Source organism: Kitasatospora paranensis (assembly GCF_039544005.1).
GTDB classification, from domain to species: domain Bacteria; phylum Actinomycetota; class Actinomycetes; order Streptomycetales; family Streptomycetaceae; genus Kitasatospora; species Kitasatospora paranensis.
Genome location: NZ_BAABKV010000001.1, coordinates 2,344,036 through 2,361,716, shown reverse-complemented (window position 1 = coordinate 2,361,716; position 17,681 = coordinate 2,344,036). Strand labels below are relative to the sequence as shown.

At 74.0% G+C, this 17,681-nt stretch carries 12 protein-coding genes and 4 pseudogenes; 5 read left to right on the top strand and 11 right to left on the bottom strand.

The annotated features are described in order from the left end of the window. Nucleotides 1-154: 154 nt before the first annotated feature. Complete coding sequence (locus ABEB13_RS11705; RefSeq protein ID WP_345705461.1) at nucleotides 155-640, top strand: methylated-DNA--[protein]-cysteine S-methyltransferase; 486 nt, start codon at nucleotides 155-157, stop codon at nucleotides 638-640. 111 nt (nucleotides 641-751) lie between these two features. Here the strand turns inward: ABEB13_RS11705 and ABEB13_RS11700 are convergent, their stop codons facing one another. Beyond that, nucleotides 752-1,246, bottom strand: coding sequence for a MarR family winged helix-turn-helix transcriptional regulator (locus ABEB13_RS11700; RefSeq protein WP_345705460.1), 495 nt, complete (start codon nucleotides 1,244-1,246; stop codon nucleotides 752-754). 398 nt (nucleotides 1,247-1,644) lie between these two features. On the opposite strand from ABEB13_RS11700, the pseudogene ABEB13_RS11695 reads away from it, so the two are divergent. Further along, nucleotides 1,645-2,976, top strand: a pseudogene (locus ABEB13_RS11695) (MFS transporter); the annotation flags it as partial. A 372-nt stretch (nucleotides 2,977-3,348) separates the two neighbouring features. Here the strand turns inward: ABEB13_RS11695 and ABEB13_RS11690 are convergent. From ABEB13_RS11690 to ABEB13_RS11680, 3 genes and pseudogenes are all read right to left on the bottom strand, one after another. After that, a pseudogene (locus ABEB13_RS11690) lies at nucleotides 3,349-3,965 on the bottom strand (DUF305 domain-containing protein). Between the two features lie 149 nt (nucleotides 3,966-4,114). Then, nucleotides 4,115-4,807 (bottom strand): thioredoxin-like domain-containing protein, encoded by a 693-nt coding sequence (locus ABEB13_RS11685; protein WP_345705459.1) that lies wholly within the window; start codon nucleotides 4,805-4,807, stop codon nucleotides 4,115-4,117. Between the two features lie 116 nt (nucleotides 4,808-4,923). Then, nucleotides 4,924-5,490 carry a hypothetical protein gene (locus tag ABEB13_RS11680; protein ID WP_345705458.1) on the bottom strand — a complete coding sequence of 189 codons (567 nt, stop codon included), beginning with the start codon at nucleotides 5,488-5,490 and terminating at the stop codon, nucleotides 4,924-4,926. A 1,855-nt stretch (nucleotides 5,491-7,345) separates the two neighbouring features. Here ABEB13_RS11680 and ABEB13_RS11675 point away from each other — a divergent pair. Next, nucleotides 7,346-7,735, top strand: a complete 390-nt coding sequence (locus ABEB13_RS11675; protein WP_345705457.1) for a hypothetical protein — start codon at nucleotides 7,346-7,348, stop codon at nucleotides 7,733-7,735. An 87-nt stretch (nucleotides 7,736-7,822) separates the two neighbouring features. Here the strand turns inward: ABEB13_RS11675 and ABEB13_RS11670 are convergent, their stop codons facing one another. The 7 genes and pseudogenes from ABEB13_RS11670 to ureA all read right to left on the bottom strand — a co-directional run bounded on the left by ABEB13_RS11670 (nucleotide 7,823) and on the right by ureA (nucleotide 14,125). Beyond that, on the bottom strand, nucleotides 7,823-8,449 hold the full coding sequence (locus ABEB13_RS11670; protein WP_345705456.1) for a TetR family transcriptional regulator C-terminal domain-containing protein: 627 nt from the start codon (nucleotides 8,447-8,449) through the stop codon (nucleotides 7,823-7,825). Between the two features lie 195 nt (nucleotides 8,450-8,644). Then, a complete protein-coding gene (locus ABEB13_RS11665) occupies nucleotides 8,645-8,806 on the bottom strand; it encodes a hypothetical protein (protein WP_157818894.1) in 162 nt (53 codons plus the stop codon). Nucleotides 8,807-8,971: 165 nt separating this feature from the next. Beyond that, nucleotides 8,972-9,799 (bottom strand): tyrosinase MelC2, encoded by an 828-nt coding sequence (gene melC2 / locus ABEB13_RS11660; protein ID WP_345705455.1) that lies wholly within the window; start codon nucleotides 9,797-9,799, stop codon nucleotides 8,972-8,974. Between the two features lie 54 nt (nucleotides 9,800-9,853). Continuing rightward, complete coding sequence (gene melC1 / locus ABEB13_RS11655) at nucleotides 9,854-10,255, bottom strand: apotyrosinase chaperone MelC1 (RefSeq protein ID WP_345705454.1); 402 nt, start codon at nucleotides 10,253-10,255, stop codon at nucleotides 9,854-9,856. Between the two features lie 382 nt (nucleotides 10,256-10,637). Beyond that, nucleotides 10,638-11,680: pseudogene (locus ABEB13_RS11650) on the bottom strand (agmatine deiminase family protein). Between the two features lie 20 nt (nucleotides 11,681-11,700). Next, a pseudogene (locus ABEB13_RS11645) lies at nucleotides 11,701-13,418 on the bottom strand (urease subunit alpha). Continuing rightward, on the bottom strand, nucleotides 13,415-14,125 hold the full coding sequence (gene ureA / locus ABEB13_RS11640; protein ID WP_345705453.1) for an urease subunit gamma: 711 nt from the start codon (nucleotides 14,123-14,125) through the stop codon (nucleotides 13,415-13,417). Before ureA ends, ABEB13_RS11645 begins: the two are co-directional and overlap by 4 nt. 749 nt (nucleotides 14,126-14,874) lie before the next feature. On the opposite strand from ureA, the gene ABEB13_RS11635 reads away from it, so the two are divergent. Further along, on the top strand, nucleotides 14,875-15,261 hold the full coding sequence (locus ABEB13_RS11635) for an ATP-binding protein (RefSeq protein WP_345705452.1): 387 nt from the start codon (nucleotides 14,875-14,877) through the stop codon (nucleotides 15,259-15,261). Nucleotides 15,262-15,399: 138 nt separating this feature from the next. After that, complete coding sequence (locus ABEB13_RS11630; RefSeq protein ID WP_345705451.1) at nucleotides 15,400-17,643, top strand: SpoIIE family protein phosphatase; 2,244 nt, start codon at nucleotides 15,400-15,402, stop codon at nucleotides 17,641-17,643. The last annotated feature ends 38 nt before the right edge of the window (nucleotides 17,644-17,681 follow it).

Below are 17,681 nucleotides of genomic sequence, written 5' to 3'. Positions count from 1 at the left end.
GACGGCCCGCGTGGGTGTGCGTCCGGGTGCCGGCGCCGGTGCCGGCATCGGCGGTGGTGCGGGCGCGAGCGCGGGCGCGGGCGCTGCGGCGGGCGAGCCCGGCCGTGGGAGGGGCGGCGCGCCGGACGGGGCCGCAGTCACGGTGTTCACCACGATGGCCAGTCCGATCGGGCAACTCCTGGTCGTCGGTAGGGTCGTCGGCGACGGCCCGGCGGCGCTCGTCGCGGTGACCGCCCCCGGGCAGCGCGGCGCGGTCGCGGAGCCGCAGGCGGACTGGCTTGCCGACCCGGAGGCCCTGGCACCCGCCGTCGAGCAGCTGACGGCCTACTTCGCCGGCGAGCGCACCGACTTCGATGTGCCGCTCGCCCCGGTCGGCACGGACTTCCGGCAACGGGTCTGGGCCGCCCTGGACGACATCCCGTACGGCGCCACGGTGACCTACGGCGAACTCGGGGCCGCGGCAGGGCTGTCCCCGACGGCAGTCCGGGCAGTCGGCCAGGCGGTCGGGGCAAATCCGCTGCTGGTGGTGCGCCCGTGCCACCGGGTGGTCGGGGCGAGCGGCGCACTCACCGGGTTCGCTGCCGGTGTCGAGAGGAAGCGCTGGCTGCTGGACCTCGAACGTGGGGCGGCGCTCTTCTGAGGGCGGCGCGCGCCGGGCTGCGGCAGATGGCGGGCGGCGCCCGGGCGGGTCCGCCTCGCCCGGTTCGGCTGGTCTGACCGACCGACCGGTCGGTCAGACCGGTCTGGGGTGTCAGACGGTGCGGTCGTCGGTCCCGGCGAGGGCCCGGGCCAGCTGTTCGAGGCCGGGCAGCGCGCCCATCACCGCGTCGCGATCGGTGGTCGAGAGGCTCTCCAGCGCATCGGCCAGTCGGCGTTCGTGGGCGCGACGCCAGTCGAGGAGCTGGCGCCGGCCGGCTGCGGTGAGTGCGATCCGGGCCGTACGTCGGTCGCCCGGATCGGCCTGCCGGTCGACGAACCCGGCCTCCAAGAGCTTGCCCACGAGGCCGCTGACCGTGTTGGGCGCAAGGCGTTGGCGGGCTGCCAGCTCACCCACCCGCAACGGCGCCGCGGCAAGGGTCTGAAGGAGTTCGACCTGGGCCATCGGCAGCGACTCCCAGGGGTAGTCGGTGCGGATGCTGCTGCGCAGTGCCCGGCGCAGCCGGGTGATCACGTCGGTGAGCCGTTGTGCGCGCTCGATCCCGGCAGCCTCCTCGATCGAGGAGAACTCCGAAACGGACTGTGGCACGGGGTGAGACGGCTCCGACATGGCGGACAGCGTATCGGCTCGGTGCCCCTGCCTCGGCCATCGACCAGGGCGGCAGCCGACAAGGTCGGTGGCCGAGAGAAGCGTCTGCGGGTCGGCCGCATACTGAGTCGGGTGCAGCCGGGCTCGGCCGCCGAGTCGTGAGGATGCCTGGGCCTTCGGGCACCGAGGTGTGCGGATGCCGATGTACGCGGGCAGTGAAATACGCGGCATCCGACTCTCGCGGACAGCGACGGGCCTCGATGCCGATGGACGCGGTCAGGGATCCGTACGGACGCGGAGACGTGCGCACGCCGACAGGCTCTGGTGGCGAGCAGTAAAGCTCCTTTGACGAGATGGTCTGATGGCGACTATGTCGCTTGCCGATATAACATTCAGCCGTGCCCTCACCTCATCCTCGCTCCCGGCTGCTCGACGGAGCCCTGCAGCTCGCAGAGCGCCCTCGACCACGTGCCGTCGCGGCTTGGCCGCACGCGCACTGGCTCGCCGTTGCGACGGTCTGTCTCGGTGCCTTTCTCGGCCAGTTGACCGCGAGCATCACGGCCCTGGTCTTTCCGGCTCTGGAACAGCACTTCCGTACGGGCTTCGCCTCCGTCGAGTGGGTCTCCCTCGCCTATCTGCTGGTCCTCGTCGCCCTGCTGGCGCCGGTCGGCCGGCTCTCCGACTCCGTCGGTCGCAAGACCATGTACCTGGGCGGATTCGCCGTCTTCGCCGCCGCGTCGCTCGCCGCCGGGCTCGCCGGAGGGCTGTGGACGCTGGTCGTCTGCAGGGCCGTCCAGGCGGTCGGCGGCGCAATGATGCAGGCCAACAGCGTCGCTCTGGTGGCTCGCGGCGTGCCGGCGCCCGCAATGCGGACCGCGCTGGGGATTCAGGCGGCCGCCCAGGCGCTCGGCCTCGCACTCGGTCCGTCAGTCGGAGGGTTCCTGGTCGCGCACGCCTCGTGGCGGTGGGCCTTCTGGATCAACGTCCCGATCGGCGTGCTGGGTCTGCTCGCGGGCTGGTTCCTGCTGCCCCGCAGCAATCCGCCGACCCCAACGATCCTCCTCCCCACGGCCGCCACCCCCGCGGCGACCACCTCCACCATCGGGGCAGCCCGGAGCGTCCCGCCGACCCTCGTGGACGGGGCCCGCGGTGAGGCCCGCTTCGACCTGCTCGGGCTGGGTCTGCTGGCCGGGGCGTCGACCGCTCTGCTGCTGGCTCTCTCGGCGGCGTCCGGACTCCCGCTGCCGGGCTGGGCGGTGGCCGTCCTCTTCGCGGCCGCCGTGGTGCTCGCGGTGGCGCTGGCGCGGCAGGAGCAGCGGGCCGACCGTCCGATCATTGCGCCCGGCCTGGTGAACACTCCGGGTGTGCGGGCCGGGCTGGGGGTGGCGCTGATCGGCTACCTGCTGCTGTTCTGTCCGCTGGTGCTGGGCCCGGCGATGCTGTCCGATGCGGGCGTGCCGGCTGCGACGGCCGGCCTGGTGATCACGGCGCTGCCGGCCGCGTTCGCGCTGGCGGCCACGGCCGGGTCCGTCCTGCTGCCCGGGCGGTGGTGCGACGGGACGCGCGGCCGGGTGGGTGCTCTGGTGGCGGCGGCCGGACTCGGTGCCCTGGCAGTCCTGCCGCTCTCGGCGGTGCTGGCGCCGTTGCCGCTCGCGGTGGCGGGCTACGGCCTCGGGCTGCTGCTGCCGGCGAACAATGCGCTGGTCATGCGAGCCATTCCGGCGAAGAGTTCGGCTGTCGGCGGTGGCATGGTGAACATGGTGCGCAGCCTGGGAACTGCACTCGGCACGGCGCTGCCCGTGCTGGGCGTGCACGTCGCCGGTGCGGTCGCCGGGGGCGTGCGGTGCTCGCGCTGCTCACGGTCACTGCGCTGGCCGCGGTCCGTCTCTGCGTTCCCGGACGGGACGTCCGCCGCTAGCGCGGGCCGGTGGACGCTTCCGGGCTTCCCGCCGTGCCGCAACCCGCGCCCGCCAGGCCCCGCCACATCGACGGTGCAGGCAACGACGCAGGCGACGACGAAGGCGGGGTGGACGGGGCCGCCCGGCCCCGTCCACCCCGCCTCGCGTGCCCTGCTCCGGGCGTTCGCCCGGTGCGGGCGACGCTCAGGAGAGCGGCTTCGCGCCCCGCTTCTGCAGCATGTCGGTCATCAGGTCGATCTCGCCCCGCTGACCGTTGACCATGCTCTGGGCGAGCCGCTTCTCGACCGCATTGGTCGAGCGGTCGACGTAACCCTGGGCCATGGCCACACCACCCTTGTGATGTTCGATCATGAGCTGGAGGTAGTACACCTCGGCGTCCTTCCCGGACAGCGCGCGCAGCTTGTCCAGGTCGGCGTTGGTCGCCATGCCGGGCATCAGCGAGCCGTCGTGGGCCTCGTAGGTGTGGTCCATCCAGGCCATCGGCTTGGCCGCGGTGCTCTGGGTGAGGCCCCACTGGTCGAGCCAGCCCATCATCATCCCGCGCTGGTTGGCCTGGGTGTTGATGATGTCGAACGCGAGCAGGCGGACCGCCTGGTCCTGGGTGCGGTCGCGGACGATGAACGACATGTCGATCGCCTGCTGATGGTGCGTCGACATGTCGCGGGCGAACCCGGCCTCGGGGAGTCGGAGGCCGGCGCGGCCGCCACCGAAGACCCGCTGGCCGAGCCGCTGCCCGCGACCAGTGCCGGCAGCCCCAGGCAGAGCGCCACCACGGCCGCCAGCGCGGCGGGCCACCACATCATCCGCCGACGCGAGGGCCGCGCCGCGGTCACCGCACCCGCGGTCACGGCCGCGGCCGTTCCGTCGTCGAGGCCGCCGCCGAAGCCCTCGTCGAGCCCGCGGTCGAGCTCGTCGCCGCGCCCGGCCGTCCGGGCCTTGTTGCGGCGGGTCACTGCATCGCACCCTGGCTGCAGGAGGCGCCGGGCTCCTGCGTCTGCGGACCCTCGACGTACTTGGTGAAGAACTGCTCCACTCGCGGGTCACTGGCGCTGTCCACGACCAGCTGGGTACCCCAGGCGCTCAGGGTGACGGTGCCCTTCTCGTCGGGGTAGGGGCTCATGAACGAGTACGGGGTGGCCTTCACCTTGGTCGACAGCGTCTTGATGTCGGCGGCCGAGGCCTTGCTGTTGTAGGTGACCCAGACGGCGCCGTGCTCCATGGAGTGCACCGCGTTCTCGTTCTGGACGGGCTTGTCGTAGACGTTGCCCATGCAGGTCAGCCAGACCGGGTTGTGGTCGCCGCCGACCGGCGGGGTCTGCGGGTAGGTGACCTTGGTCTCGACGTGGTTGCGCGACAGGTTGCTGTACGTCTTGACGCCGGTGATCGGGGCCTTGGCCGCGGCGGCCTTGGCGTCCTTGGTGTGCTTGGCGTCCAGGGCGATCCAGGCGCCGGCGCCGATCATGCCGGCCACCAGGACGCCGGCCACGCTGAAGGCGATGATCTTGTTGCGGCGGTCGCGACGCTTCTCGGCCTCGCGGAGTTCGGCGATCCGGGCCTTGCGGTCGGCCTGCCGGTCGGCCTGGCTCTGGCGGTTGCCGGGGTTGCCCGACGTGGGCTTGGACTGCTTGGAGGCGGAACCCATGAGTTGTCCTTGTCTCCGCCGCGCGCTCGGGCACGGCAGTGTGGCGAGAGGGGTGGGGGTGGCGGAGCCGACGGGCACCCCGGGGCGTCCCGGTGGCGTCCGTCGGTGGGTTCCGCTCAGGACCTGTGGACCTGCAGGACATGGAGATCGGGCGCCGGGCCGGACACGAAGGGCGTGTCGACAGGCACGGCGGCCGGTACTTCGTGGGCGGCCACCAGCAGCGGCAGCGCGACCGCGCCGGGCTGCGGCGGGGCGTTCGGCAACTGCGCCCCCGGCCCGCAGAACGGGTGGCTGGTGCAGCCCTTGCCCGGCCCCGGAACGCCGCCGTCGGCGGTGCACCAGATGTCGGACCGCCCCGGGAAGTCCGCCCACAGCGCCGCCTGGTGCCCGTCACTGTGGGGAGCCCGGGACATGGCGGCGATCCCGTTCTGCCGTGCGGCAGCCGGGTCAGGGGCGGAGGCGGAGGTGGATGCCGCGGCCGAAGCTGCGGGGACTGCGCCGGCCTTGGCGGCCGCGTGGGCGTGGGAGGCCCGCGCGGCGAGGCCCACGGCCTTCGCGTTGCCCGCGCACGGCAGGAGCGCCAGCAGACCTGCAACCAGCAGCACCGACAGCACCACTGCCGGGTGGCCGCCCACGCGGACGGGCCTCTCCGGCTCGGCGGTCACGGGTGCGGGCGCGGTCATGCGCACATATTAATGGGCTGATCGAGTGATGCGATGCCCCTCTTGGACCATGTATTCGCGGCCTTCGGAGCACCCGTCGCTCCCCGTCGCCCGCAGGGCCGCCCGCCGGCCGCCCGCCGACCTCCCGCTCGATGTCTGCTCGTCGGAGGCAGGCCGGCCCTGTCAGCCCGCGGCCCAGGTGGCCGGAACCCGACGGGCCGCCCCGTCCAGCGAGCGGCGGGTGTCCCCGAATCCCGGACACCGTCGTTCTCCTTGGGGAGAATCGACGTCGAGTCCGGCAACACCCAGCCTGCTCGGCAGACGGCAGACACGGTACGAGGAGCCGCCACGTGAGCAACCAGGGCGCACCCGCGCAGCACCGGTCGGACGACGGCTGGTGGCACTCCGTCTACACGGGCCCGGCCGGCACCCTGCCGGACACCCCGGGCGCAGAGGCGGGCGAGGGCAGCGTCGACGACTGGTTCGACACCGCGGCGACCCTCATCGGCCCCCAGCGCACCGCGCCGCCGGGGCCCGACCCGGCGGAGTCCTCCGAGGCCCCCGAGCCGGTCGACTTCGTCGAGCCCCCGGCCACCTCGGCCGACTCCGATCAGGCCAGCGTCCCCGACTCCGAGTCCGACCCGGACCCGGACCCGGACCCCGACCCCGTTCCCGCACCGTCCGAGCCCAGCGTCGACGACTGGTTCGACTCGGCGATCGGCGTGATCGGATCGCCGGCCGCCCCGCCGACGCCCGCGCCGGTGCCGGACCTGCGGAAGGAGCCGGACCCGGTGACGGAACCCCGGTCCGAGCTCCCGCCCGAACGGGAACTGCAGTCCGAGCCCGAACGGGAGTCGCAGCCCGAACCCGAGCCCGAGGCCGTGGTCGCGCCGCCGCCGCCACTTCCCGAACGGCGCCGCCCGCGTCCCATGCCGGCACCGGCCCCCTACACCCCGCCGTCGAAGCGCCAGGACCGTCCGGAACGCCAGGACCGTCCGGATCGCCCGGACCCGAGGGCGGCCGCCCGACCCGACCGGCGGGCGGGAACCCCTGCGACCCCGGCAACCCCGGCGCCTTCCGCAGATCCCACGCCGCCCGTGGCGCCCGCGAGCCCCGTACCCACCCCGGCCGCGGGGCTCTCCGAGCCCGGCGCCGCTCCGGTTCGGCCGTCCCCCGTTCCACCCGCCACCCCGTCCGAGGCCGAGCGGTCCCCCACCACCCCGTCCCAGGTCACCCCGTCCCCCGCTGCGCCGCAGCCCTCGCCGCGCCGCGCGCCGGTCGAGCCGCCGGTGCCGTACGTCGGTGAACGGCCGCCCACCTACGGACCGGAGCCGACCGCCCTGCCGGCCGCCGAGCCGGACGGCATGGCGGCGATCGTCCCGGACACCGTCGTCGACGGCGCCCAGTACGGGGCGGCCATACTGCGGGCGGTGTCGGTGCGCGGCGACTCGGCCCGGTTCCGCGGGGAACCGCGGCGGGACGCGCTGCTGGTGACCAGGTTCGGCGAGGGTGCGGACGGCCTGCTGCTCGCGGTGGTCGCGGCACCCGGCCGCGGCGACGACGCGGCGGCAGGTTCCGCGGCTGCTGCCGAGGCGGCGCGCCAGCTGGCCGCCGCGATCGGCCGCAGCCGACTCGAACTCGCCGCCGACCTCCGGACGGGCGCCCGCGATCGTCTCCGCTACGGCCTGCAGCGGCTCACCGTCCGCGCCGCCGCGCCGTTCCGCGCGCCCGACGGCCTCGCCGACGCCGACGGCCCGACCGGCGCTGTGCCCGGTGACCCGCCCGGTGGCCGGGCGGGCGGGCTGCGCGACGACATCGGTACCGAGGGCGGCGGTCACCCGGCCGAGGGGAGTCCGGGTCGCTGCACTGCCTGCTGGTGTCGTTGGACCCGGAGGCCGGCTACCGGGCTGCCTTCGGGACCGGGCCCGGCGGCCTCTACCTGCTGCGTTCGGGCCACTGGATCGACGCCTACGCCGCCCGGCTGCTCCACCACCCGGACGGCGAGCCGCCGCTCGCCGCCGTATCACCGGTGGCGCCACGGCCGTTCCGGTTCCGTCTCGTCCCGGCGACCAGGGGGGACATCCTGCTGCTCTGCACCCCCGGCCTGGCCGGGCCGATCGCGGACGAGCCCGCCGTCGCACGCTTCCTGTCCGGTCATTGGGCGCATCCGCACCCGCCGGGCACGGTCGACTTCCTGCGGCAGGTCCAGGTCCGCGCGAAGGGCTATGCGGACGACCGCACCGCGGCGGCGCTCTGGACGGAGTGACCCCACCGGAGCCCCGTACCCCGGCGCACGGCCCGGTGCACGGGCCCGGCGGGCCGTCCGGTGGCCGGCTGCTCGTGGCCGTCCGATTCAGCCGGCTCCGAGCAGGGCGGTCGTCACCGACGCGACCTGGGCGAGCGCGTCCGCCCGGTCGGCCCCCGGCAGGCCGATCGCGAGCGGGACGGCGAACCCGTCCAGGACGGCGCGGATCTGGCGGGCCCGGCCCTCGATGCCGGCGCGGTCGCCCGGGCGGCCGTCCGGGATCCGGAACTCGCCCCCGTCGATGCCCTCCTGGAGCAGGGCGACCAGGTCGGCCTGCCACGGTGCCTCGATCTCCAGCTGGCCCTGACGGATCTCCGCGCTGGCGGGCGAGCGCCCCCACACCTCCACCCACAGGATCCAGCGCGGGTCGCCCGGGCCCTCGGGCAGGTAGAGGTCGCCGTACGCCGTGAGCCGCTGCCGGACGTCGAGATCCGGTCGGGCGAGGGCGGCGCGGCGGCGTTCACCGAGCTGGTCCTCGCTCCACCGCAGGGTCTCCAGCAGCAGCTGGTCCTTGGAACCGAAGTAGTAGAGGAGGTGGCCGGCGCTCATCTGCAGCTGCTTGCCCAGTCCGGCCATGGTGAGCTTGTCGAGGCCGTGTTCCGCGATGGCCGCCCGGGCGGTCGCGAAGACCTCCTCGCGCGGACGGGCGGGCCGCCTCGCCCGTGGTTCGGCCATCGCTCGTCCTCCCGTTGGTCGGCTGGTCGGCTGGTCGGCTGGTCGGTTGGCCGACTGGTCCGCCGGCCCGCTGCTCGGGCGCACCGCCGCTCCGGAGCCGGCCACCGCAGCGGCTCTCACGATACGTGCACACCCGCAGCCGCCCGTGCGCCGCCCAGGTCCCGCCCACGCGCCGCCCGGCCACCGGCACGGCCGTCACCAGCCGCTGTGCTCGCCGCCCTCGGCCGCCTCGCGGTGGCCGGCTTCGCGGCCGGCCTCGTAGACCTTGCGGACGAACTCCGCGGCACGCGTCTGGTCGAGGTCGTCCGTGATCCTCATCAGTTCGTCGGTGAACTCGATCAGCCAGTGTGTCGTCATGCCCTCATGACACCGTGAGCGGCGGCGCGACGCCCGCCGGACACCGTCCGGCAGGCGCCGCGCCGCGTGGGTTCCACTCGTCCGGCGGCCCAGAAGCCCAGACGCCCGGCAGCCCAGAAGCCCGGCGGTCATGAGGTGGGAGGTGGGAGCACCGCCGTCGGAGCGTCAGAACGTGCTGTCGTACGTGTAGTGCCGGGTGTGGTCCAGCATGTCGGCCGGGGTGGTGTCGTTCCACGGCTTCATCGGAGTGCCGAGCGCGCACACGTCGGGCGTCGCGACCGTCGGCAGGTAGCCCTGGTCGGGGTGGCGGCGCTGCCACTCCGCCCACAGCTTGTCGATGAAGCAGTGGTGCAGCCAGAACACCGGGTCGTTGGGCGACATGCCGGTGCCCATCAGCCCGCCGACCCACACGTGGACGCGGTTGTGCAGGTTGACGCCCCGCCAGCCCTCCAGCTGGTTGCGGAAGCCGTCGGAGGAGCTGTTCCACGGCGCGGCGTCGTACGTCCGGACGGCGAGGACGGACTCGACGTCGGCGCGGGTGGGCAGCTGGCCGACACCGGTCCCCAGCGAGCGGCGCAGGTAGTCGCGGCTGTCCGGCCGCACCGAGATCGGCCACTGGCCGCCCGCGCCGGCGAACGGGCCGGTGGTGACCCGGCCGTCGCCCGGCCGGCCGCTGCCGCCCAGCAGGTCGGCCCCCCACAGGCTCGCCGAGGTGGTGCGGTCGGCCGTCCAGTCCCAGTAGGGGAGGGTCACCGCGGGGTTGACGGACTGCAGGTCCTGCTCGAACTGGAGCAGGAACCGCCGGTGCCAGGGCAGGAACGACGGCGAGCGGTGCCCGGTGCGCTCGCCGTTGTCCGTGTCGCTGACGATGAATCGGTTGTGGGTGCTGACGTAGCCGTCGTACCGGCCGAGCCGCTTGAGCTGGAGCACCGCGTCGACGAAGTCGCGCTTCTCCTTGGCCGTCAGGGTCGCCTGGTTCTTGCGCACTGCCATGGGTCGTCCTCCTGGGTGGGACGGGTTGGTCGGGGATGGGGCGGGGAGGACGGTTCAGGCGAGCGGGACGAGGGCCGCGCCCTGCAGCTCCGCGACGGCGGCGCGGGCCAGCGCGCGCGGCGTGGGCTGCGGCTGGTAGTGGTTGATGACGCTGATCCAGGTACCGTCGGCGTTGCGCATGCTGTGCAGTTCGCGGCCGTTGACGAGCACGGTGTACTCCGGCCCGCCGTGGTGGTGGTGGCCCGTGCCGCCGGCTCCGGGCAGGCCCTGGATCCGGCGGCCGCGGTAGATCTCGTCGAAGGGTTCGGTGCCCTCCGTCCCGGCTGCGGCGGCGGGTGTGCCGGCCGGGCCGGTGAGGCCGATGACGGCGGTGCCGACGGCGGCGGTGAAGGCGATGCCGGCGCCCTGGAGCATTCGGCGGCGGGTGAGGTCGGTGCTGTGACCGGTGTCGGACACGGGTGGTCCCCCTGGGTGAAGCGGATCTGATGGATCCTCGGCTCCGGCACGTGCTTCTGGCATATGCAGAGCTGTCGGGTCCCTCATGCTCGCAAGCCGACCGCCTGCTCCGTAACCGGCGAACGGAGGGGGCCGAACGACAGACCGATTTCCGGACATCGATGAACGGTGAACGAACCCGGCGCCGGTCCGCCCTGATCCCGCACTCCGGTGCCACCCTGGCCCCGCACCCCCAGTGGCCGCCCCGGCCCCGCGGTCGCCGCCCCGGCCATCCCGCCCGCCCGATACGCCGGCGGGGCGGCCGGCACCCTCGTCAGGTGCCGGCCGCCCCACTCGACCGTCGCGGCGCCGGGCGCGCTCGGCCGCCCGGACCACCCGGGTGTCAGGCCTTCGGCTGCTGCTGGGTGATGCAGTGGATGCCGCCGCCGTTGGCGAAGATCTCCCGGGCGTCGACCAGCTCCACCGTCCGGCCGGGGTACGCCTCGGCGAGGATCGCCGCGGCCTCCTCGTCCCGCGGGTCCGCGAACGCGCAGAGGATCACCGCGCCGTTGGCCACGTAGTGGTTGATGTACGAGTAGTCGACCGGCTCGCCCTCCTCGTCCAGCAGGACGGTCGGTGCGGGCAGTTCGATGACCTCCAGCCGGCGGCCCTGGGCGTCGGTGGCGGCGCGCAGGATCGCGACGAGCTCCCGGCAGACCTCGTGGTCGGGGTGGGAGGGTCCGGCTGGACGTGTGCGACGACCACGCCCGGCCTGACGAACGAGGCGACGATGTCGATGTGGCCGCGGGTGCCGAACTCGTCGTAGTCACGGGTGAGTCCGCGCGGCAGCCAGATCGCCTTGGTGGTGCCGAGGAAGGCGTGCAGCTCGGCCTCCACCTCCTCGCGGGTCCAGTCGGAGTTGCGGCCCTCGCCGAGCTGGACGGTGTCGGTGACCAGGACGGTGCCCTCGCCGTCGACGTGGATGCCGCCGCCCTCGTTGATCAGCCGGGACGCGAAGCGCTGCACGCCGGTGAGCCCGGTGATGTGCTCGGCGATCTGCTCGTCCTTGTCCCAGCGGGCCCAGGACTGGGCGCCCCAGCCGTTGAAGATCCAGTCGGCGGCGGCGACCCCGCCCTTGCCGTCGATCAGGAAGCTCGGGCCGATGTCGCGCATCCAGGCGTCGTTCAGCGGCCGCTCGACGATCTCGACGTCGGCGGAGACGTACTTCCGGGCGTCCTCGCTCTCACCGGTGTTGACGACCAGGGTGACCGGCTCGTAGCGGGCGATGGTGTCGGCGACCCGCGCCCAGGCCTCGCGGCCGGCGTGCAGGTGCTCCGGGCTGTCGAAGGTCGGGTTCTCGGTGGGGAAGGCCATCCAGGTCCGCTCGTGCGGGTGCCACTCGGCGGGCATCCGGAAGCCGTGGGCGGCGGGGGTGTTGCTGGTCATGTGCGTCAAGTCCTTGGGGATCAGAGGAAGTAGAGGCGGCTCAGCGAGACCGAGTCGGCAGGGTCGGAGCGCAGCGGTTCGCCGTCGAGGGAGACCAGGCCGGTGTCGGCCTCGACCTGGACATGGCCGATCCGGGCGTTGCGGAGCATGTTCCGCGGGCCGATGCCACGGGTGTTGCGGACTCCGACGCGCCGTCGCCGGGTGGGGAGTCGGTCGGCGGCGACGTCGAGGTAGGAGCCGTCGGCGGCGGCCTGGGCGACGAAGGCCACCGAGATGTCGGCGGCGGTGGCGCCGTGGGCGCCGAACTGCGGCCCGAGCACCAGGGGTTCGCACCGGTCGGTGGACGCGTTCGGGTCGCCGGTGACGCCGTAGGCGGGGAAGCCGGCCTTCAGGACGAGCTGCGGCTTCGCGCCGAAGTACTGGGGCCACCAGAGCACGATGTCGGCGAGCTTGCCGACCTCCAGCGAGCCGACCTCGTGGGCGAGGCCGTGGGCGATGGCGGGGTTGGTGGTGAGCTTGGCGATGTAGCGGAGCACCCGCTCGTTGTCGTCGCCGCTCTCGGTGGTGCCGTAGCCGCCGTCGAGGGGGCCGAGTTCGGACTTCATCTTGCCGGCCATGGCGAAGGTGCGGCGGACGGTCTCGCCGGCGCGGCCCATGCCCTGGGCGTCGGAGGAGGTGATGCCGATGACGCCGAGGTCGTGCAGGACGTCCTCGGCGCCCATGGTGCCGGCCCGGATCCGGTCGCGGGCCATCGCGGCGTCGCCGGGCAGGTCGACCTTGAGGTCGTGCGCGGAGACGATCATGCCGAAGTGCTCGCCGAGGGCATCCCGGCCGAACGGCAGGGTGGGGTTGGTGGAGGAACCGATGACGTTCTCCACGCCGGCCATCTTCAGCACGTTCGGCACGTGTCCGCCGCCGCAGCCCTCGATGTGGAAGGCGTGGATGGTGCGGCCCTCCAGCACGGCGAGGGTGTCCTCCACGGAGAGGCACTCGTTCAGGCCGTCGGTGTGCAGGGCGACCTGGACGTCGTACTCCTCGGCGACCCGCAGGGCGGTGTCCAGGGCGCGGGTGTGCGCGCCCATGTCCTCGTGCACCTTGAAGCCGGAGGCGCCGCCCTCGGCCAGGGCCTCGATCAGCGGGGCCGGGTCGGAGGACGAACCGCGGCCCAGGAAGCCGATGTTGACCGGCCACGCGTCGAAGGCGTTGAACGCGTGCCGCAGCGCCCAGGGGAGTTCACCCCGACGCCCCAGACCGGGCCGAACTCCTGGCCGATGATCGTGGTGACGCCGGAGGCGAGCGAGGCCTCCATGATCCGCGGCGAGAGCAGGTGGACGTGGGTGTCGATGGCGCCGGCGGTGGCGATCATTCCCTCGCCGGAGACGATCGTCGTGCCGGTGCCGACCACGACCTCGACACCGTCCATGGTGTCGGGGTTGCCGGCCCGGCCGATCGAGGCGATCCGGCCGTCGATCAGACCGATCGACGTCTTGCGGATGCCGAGCACCGCGTCGATCACCACGACGTTGCTGATCACCACGTCGCAGGTCTCGCGGACGGCCGCGGCCTTCAGGTGCAGGCCGTCACGGGCGGTCTTGCCGAACCCCGCCAGGAACTCGTTGCCCGGCTCCTGCGAGTCCGACTCGACCCGGATGATCAGACCGCTGTCGCCGAGCCGGATCCGGTCGCCGGTGCGGGCGCCGTGGACGGCGATGTAGTCGTGGGGGGTGATCGAGCTCACGACTCCACCTCCGTGTCGTCGAAACGGGTCAGGTAACCGGTGGCGCGGGCCTTCTCCAGGGCGGCCTCCTTGGCGCCGGGCGCGTCGAGCGGCCCGTCGACCAGGCCGGCGAAGCCGATCGCGACCCGCTCGCCGCCGATCGGCACCAGGCCGACCTCGACGGTGGCGCCGGGGTCGAAGCGGACGGAGGACCCGGCCGGCACCGCGAGGTGGGTGCCGTAGGCGGCCGCCCGGTCGAAGGCCAGGCGCGGGTTGGACTCGAAGAAGTGGAAGTGCGAGGTGACCGAGATCGGCACCGCGGCGGTGTTGTGGACGGGCAGGACGACGGTCTCCTCGACCGGGTCGTAGCCGATGCCGGCGCCGGGCAGGGCCGTGCCGGGGGCCTCCTCGCCGAGCGAGCCGGCGCCGCGGAACGGGTCGTTCACCACGGCGAGCCGAGTGCCGTCGTCGAAGACCGCCTCGACCTGCACGACGGTGACCACGTCCGGCACGCCGGGCAGCACGTCGGCGGCGCTCAGCACGGAGCGGCCGGCCTCGATGGCCTCGGCCAGCCGCCGGCCGTCGCGGGCCGCCTCGCAGACGGTGTCGGCGATCAGCGCGGTGGCCTCGGGCACGTTGAGTCGTACGCCGCGGGCGCGGCGGGCGCGGGCCAGCTCGGCTGCCGTGAAGATCAGCAGCCGGTCCCGTTCGGTGGGGGTGAGTCGCACGGTTCCTCACTCGAGGGTGGCGGTCGGGGGGCGGGTCGGTCGGAGCGTGGTGGCGGGTCGCTGTTTAGAACGTCGTTCAAACTTCCGTGGCCATTGAAACCCGGCCGGGGCTCGCGTGTCCAGCGTTGCGCGCGGTCGCCCGCCGTGCCCGTCGGCGCGGCCGGTGCGCCCGCCCCGTCTGCAAAGTGCTCGGTGTTCCGGTCGCGCGCCGCCGCCGTGCCCCGCCCGTGGCGCGGGCCGCGCCCGACGGCCCCGCTGCCTCCGGGGCACGCGGCCGTCCGCCTGGAGTGCTCCCGTCAAACCTGCTCCCGTCAAACCTGCCCCCGCCCGCCGGAAGGATCACGCCGGCCGCTCCGAGCCCCGCTTCACCCCAGGTGACCGGGGATGCACTGTTGCGGAGCGGATGGAATGGGCATGAGGATGTTCGACAGTTGGACGCCGCCCGGAGGGGGACCGGAGGGCGTTCCGGAGAGGGGCGGGGGCGTATTGATGGACAGTCAGGCAAGGTTTCCGCGGCAGCGGTCGGGGGATCGGACGAGCCGGCTCGGCACCGCGCAGGACCAGCAGCCCTCGGTGCAGCCGCCCGCGGGCACCCGGTCCGCGCCGTCCGGTTCCGTCGGGGGGCCGCCGGCCGTGCACGAGCCGGGCTGCGCGCTGCACCGCACCCTGCACGCCTCGCTGGACCCGGCGGACCTGGTCGCGGTCGGCGCGATCCGGCACCGGCTGCGGGCGGCGCTCGACCGCTGGGGGTGCCCGAGCTGGCCGACACGGCCGAGCTGCTCGCATCCGAGCTGGTCACCAATGCGCTGGTGCACACGGCGAAGGGTGCGGTGTTCGAGGCGGTGCTCACCCCGGCCCGGCGGCTGCGCATCGAGGTCCACGACGGCACCGCCCGGATGCCGGGCCGGCGCGCGCCCGCCGACCACGCCACCTCGGGCCGCGGGCTGCTGCTGGTGGAGGCGCTTGCGGACGACTGGGGGTGCAGCTGCGCGGGGACGGCAAGGTCACCTGGTTCGAGCTCGGACCGTCCTGACCCGGAGCGCTGTGAAACGTGCACGAACGGTCACGGCTGCGGCAGATTCGCCACCCGGATGGCGCCACGGGATTGCCGCCTTGCCGAACATACGAGAGGCTAGTGAGAATGTGTGCGCGGGAAACCCCCGGCGGGAAGATCGGATTCTCGACCGGTCACCCCCTCCCGGCACACCGATCCGACACCACTCGACCACTGCGGTCCGCCCTGGACCGCCCGGCACGGCAGCGGCAGGAGAGACATGGCGACAGAGCCCGAGCCGCAGGGGCCCGCGCGCCGCATCCCACCGGCACAGACGGCCAGAAGCGCCGCCGGGCACGCACTGCGGACGGCGACCGCCGGCATCTCCGTCCCCGCCGGCAACCACGGGCTCCCCACCCGCACGGGTGACTCCACGCCCGACTGGCTCGAACCGGCGATGGCCGCCAACGGCATCGGCTCCTTCGACTGGGACATCCGCCGCGACATCCTGGAGGGCGACCAGCGGGCCTGCGCCATCCTCGGCCTGGACCAGAACCGCTTCGACCGCAGCTCCGCCTCCTTCCTCGCGCTCCTCCACCCCGAGGACGCCCCGGTGGTCCGCCGCCGCGTCGAGCGGGCCGTCGCCGAACTCGGTCAGTGCGGCGCCTACTACCGCACCGTCTTCCCCGGCGGCGAGATGCACGCCGTCCGCTTCCGCGGCCGGGTCCTCGCGGACGCCTTCGGCCGCGCCTCCCGGATGGTCGGCTTCGTCTGGGACGCCACCGTCGAACTCCACAAGCGCGAGCGGGCCGGCGAGATGGCCGCACTGCGCGAGGACCGCTCCCGCTTCATCAAGGAGGCCGCCCGCGCGCTCTCCGAGGCCGTGACCGTCCGCGACGTCGCCCGGGTGTTCACCGAGCTGCCGCTGCCCGGTCTGCCGCCCGACGGTCTGGTGCTCGCCTCGCTGGAGGCCGGCCGGCTCGCCATCCTCGGGGCCAGCGGCTACCGCAGTGAGCACATCGCCCAGTTCGACCGCTCCCCGCTCGCCGCCGACCACCCCATGTCGGACGCCGTCCGGCACCGCGCCCCGGTCTTCATCGCCCACCGCGACGAGTACCGCGAGCGCTACCCCGAGGCCTGGGCGCAGATCGCCTCCGGCGTCGGCCGCAGCTCCTGGGCCTTCCTGCCGCTGGTCGTCAGCGGCCGGGCCATCGGCGTCTGCACCGTCAGCTTCGACGACGACCGCGAGCTCGACACCGACGAGCGCACCCTGCTCTCCACCCTCGGGGGCCTGGTCGCCCAGTCCCTCGCCCGCGCCCAGCTGCACGACGCCGAGCACGAGCTCGCCGCCAGCCTGCAGCGCGTCATGCTGCCCCGCGCGGTGCCCTCGGTGCCCGGCGTCACCACCGCCGTCCGCTACCTCGCGGCCGGCTCCGGCCTGCAGATCGGTGGCGACTGGTACGACGTCGTGCCGCTGCCCGGCGGCCACGTGGGCCTGGTCATCGGCGACGTCCAGGGCCACGACGTGCACGCCGCCGGCATCATGGGCCAGCTGCGGATCGCCCTGCGCGCCTACGCCGCCGAGGGCCACCCGCCCGCCGCGGTGATGGCCCGCGCCTCGCGCTTCCTCGCCGACCTCGACACCGACCACTTCGCCACCTGCACGTACGCCGAGGTCAACGTCGACTACGGCGTGGTCTACGCGGTGCGGGCCGGACACCTCGACCCCGTGGTGCGGCGCGCCGACGGCACCGCCTCCGTCCTGCCGGTCGCCGGCGGTCTCCCGCTCGGTGTCGACCCCGACGAGGAGTACCGGGTCACCCGGTTCAGCCTCGATCCCGGTGAGACGGTGGTGCTCTGTACCGACGGCCTCGTCGAGGCCCGCGGCATGGACCTCGACACCGGCTTCGCCCGGCTCTGCCATGCCGTCTCCGGGTACCTGCCCGCGCCCCACGAAGGGGCCCGCGAGCCGTTGGAGGAGCTCGCCGACCGGGTCGCCGCCGGCGCCGCAGACTCCAGCGAGCGCGAGGACGACATAGCGCTGCTGCTGCTCCGCTGGGACGGCCCGGCAGGCGGCCTCGCCGCCCAGCAGCTGCGCCGCCGGATCGGCCAGGCGGACTTGGCGCGCATCGCCGAGCTGCGCGGCGAGCTGCGGGACGCCCTGCGCCGCTGGGGCGTGCCGGAGCTGATCGACACCGCCGAACTGCTCTCCTCCGAGCTGGTCACCAATGCCATCCGGCACACCGACCGGGACGCGATGTTCACGGCCCGGCTCTACCGCGAGCCCGCGGCGGCCGAGAGCGAGGCGGGCGCCGGTGCCGAGCGGGCCCGGCTGCGGGTCGAGGTCGAGGACGAGTCAGACCTCTGGCCGACCCGCCGCACCCCGGGCGAGCAGGCGTCCTCCGGGCGCGGGCTGATGCTCGTCGAGGCGCTGGCCGACGCCTGGGGCGTCGAGCCGCGGGGCAGCGGCAAGCGGATGTGGTTCGAGCTGTCCGCCGAGGCGGGTGCCCCCGCGGACGACTGACGACCGGTGGCCGACGGCCGGCCGGTGCCCCGGCCGCC

Bases quoted from the DNA above. Each gene is read 5' to 3' on its own strand.
- ABEB13_RS11705 (WP_345705461.1), top strand. From the start codon at position 155: ATGGCCAGTCCGATCGGGCAACTCCTGGTCGTCGGTAGGGTCGTCGGC.
- ABEB13_RS11685 (WP_345705459.1), bottom strand. From the start codon at position 4,807: ATGGGTTCCGCCTCCAAGCAGTCCAAGCCCACGTCGGGCAACCCCGGC.
- ABEB13_RS11680 (WP_345705458.1), bottom strand. From the start codon at position 5,490: ATGACCGCGCCCGCACCCGTGACCGCCGAGCCGGAGAGGCCCGTCCGC.
- ABEB13_RS11670 (WP_345705456.1), bottom strand. From the start codon at position 8,449: ATGGCCGAACCACGGGCGAGGCGGCCCGCCCGTCCGCGCGAGGAGGTC.
- ABEB13_RS11665 (WP_157818894.1), bottom strand. From the start codon at position 8,806: ATGACGACACACTGGCTGATCGAGTTCACCGACGAACTGATGAGGATC.
- melC2 (WP_345705455.1), bottom strand. From the start codon at position 9,799: ATGGCAGTGCGCAAGAACCAGGCGACCCTGACGGCCAAGGAGAAGCGC.
- ABEB13_RS11630 (WP_345705451.1), top strand. From the start codon at position 15,400: ATGGCGACAGAGCCCGAGCCGCAGGGGCCCGCGCGCCGCATCCCACCG.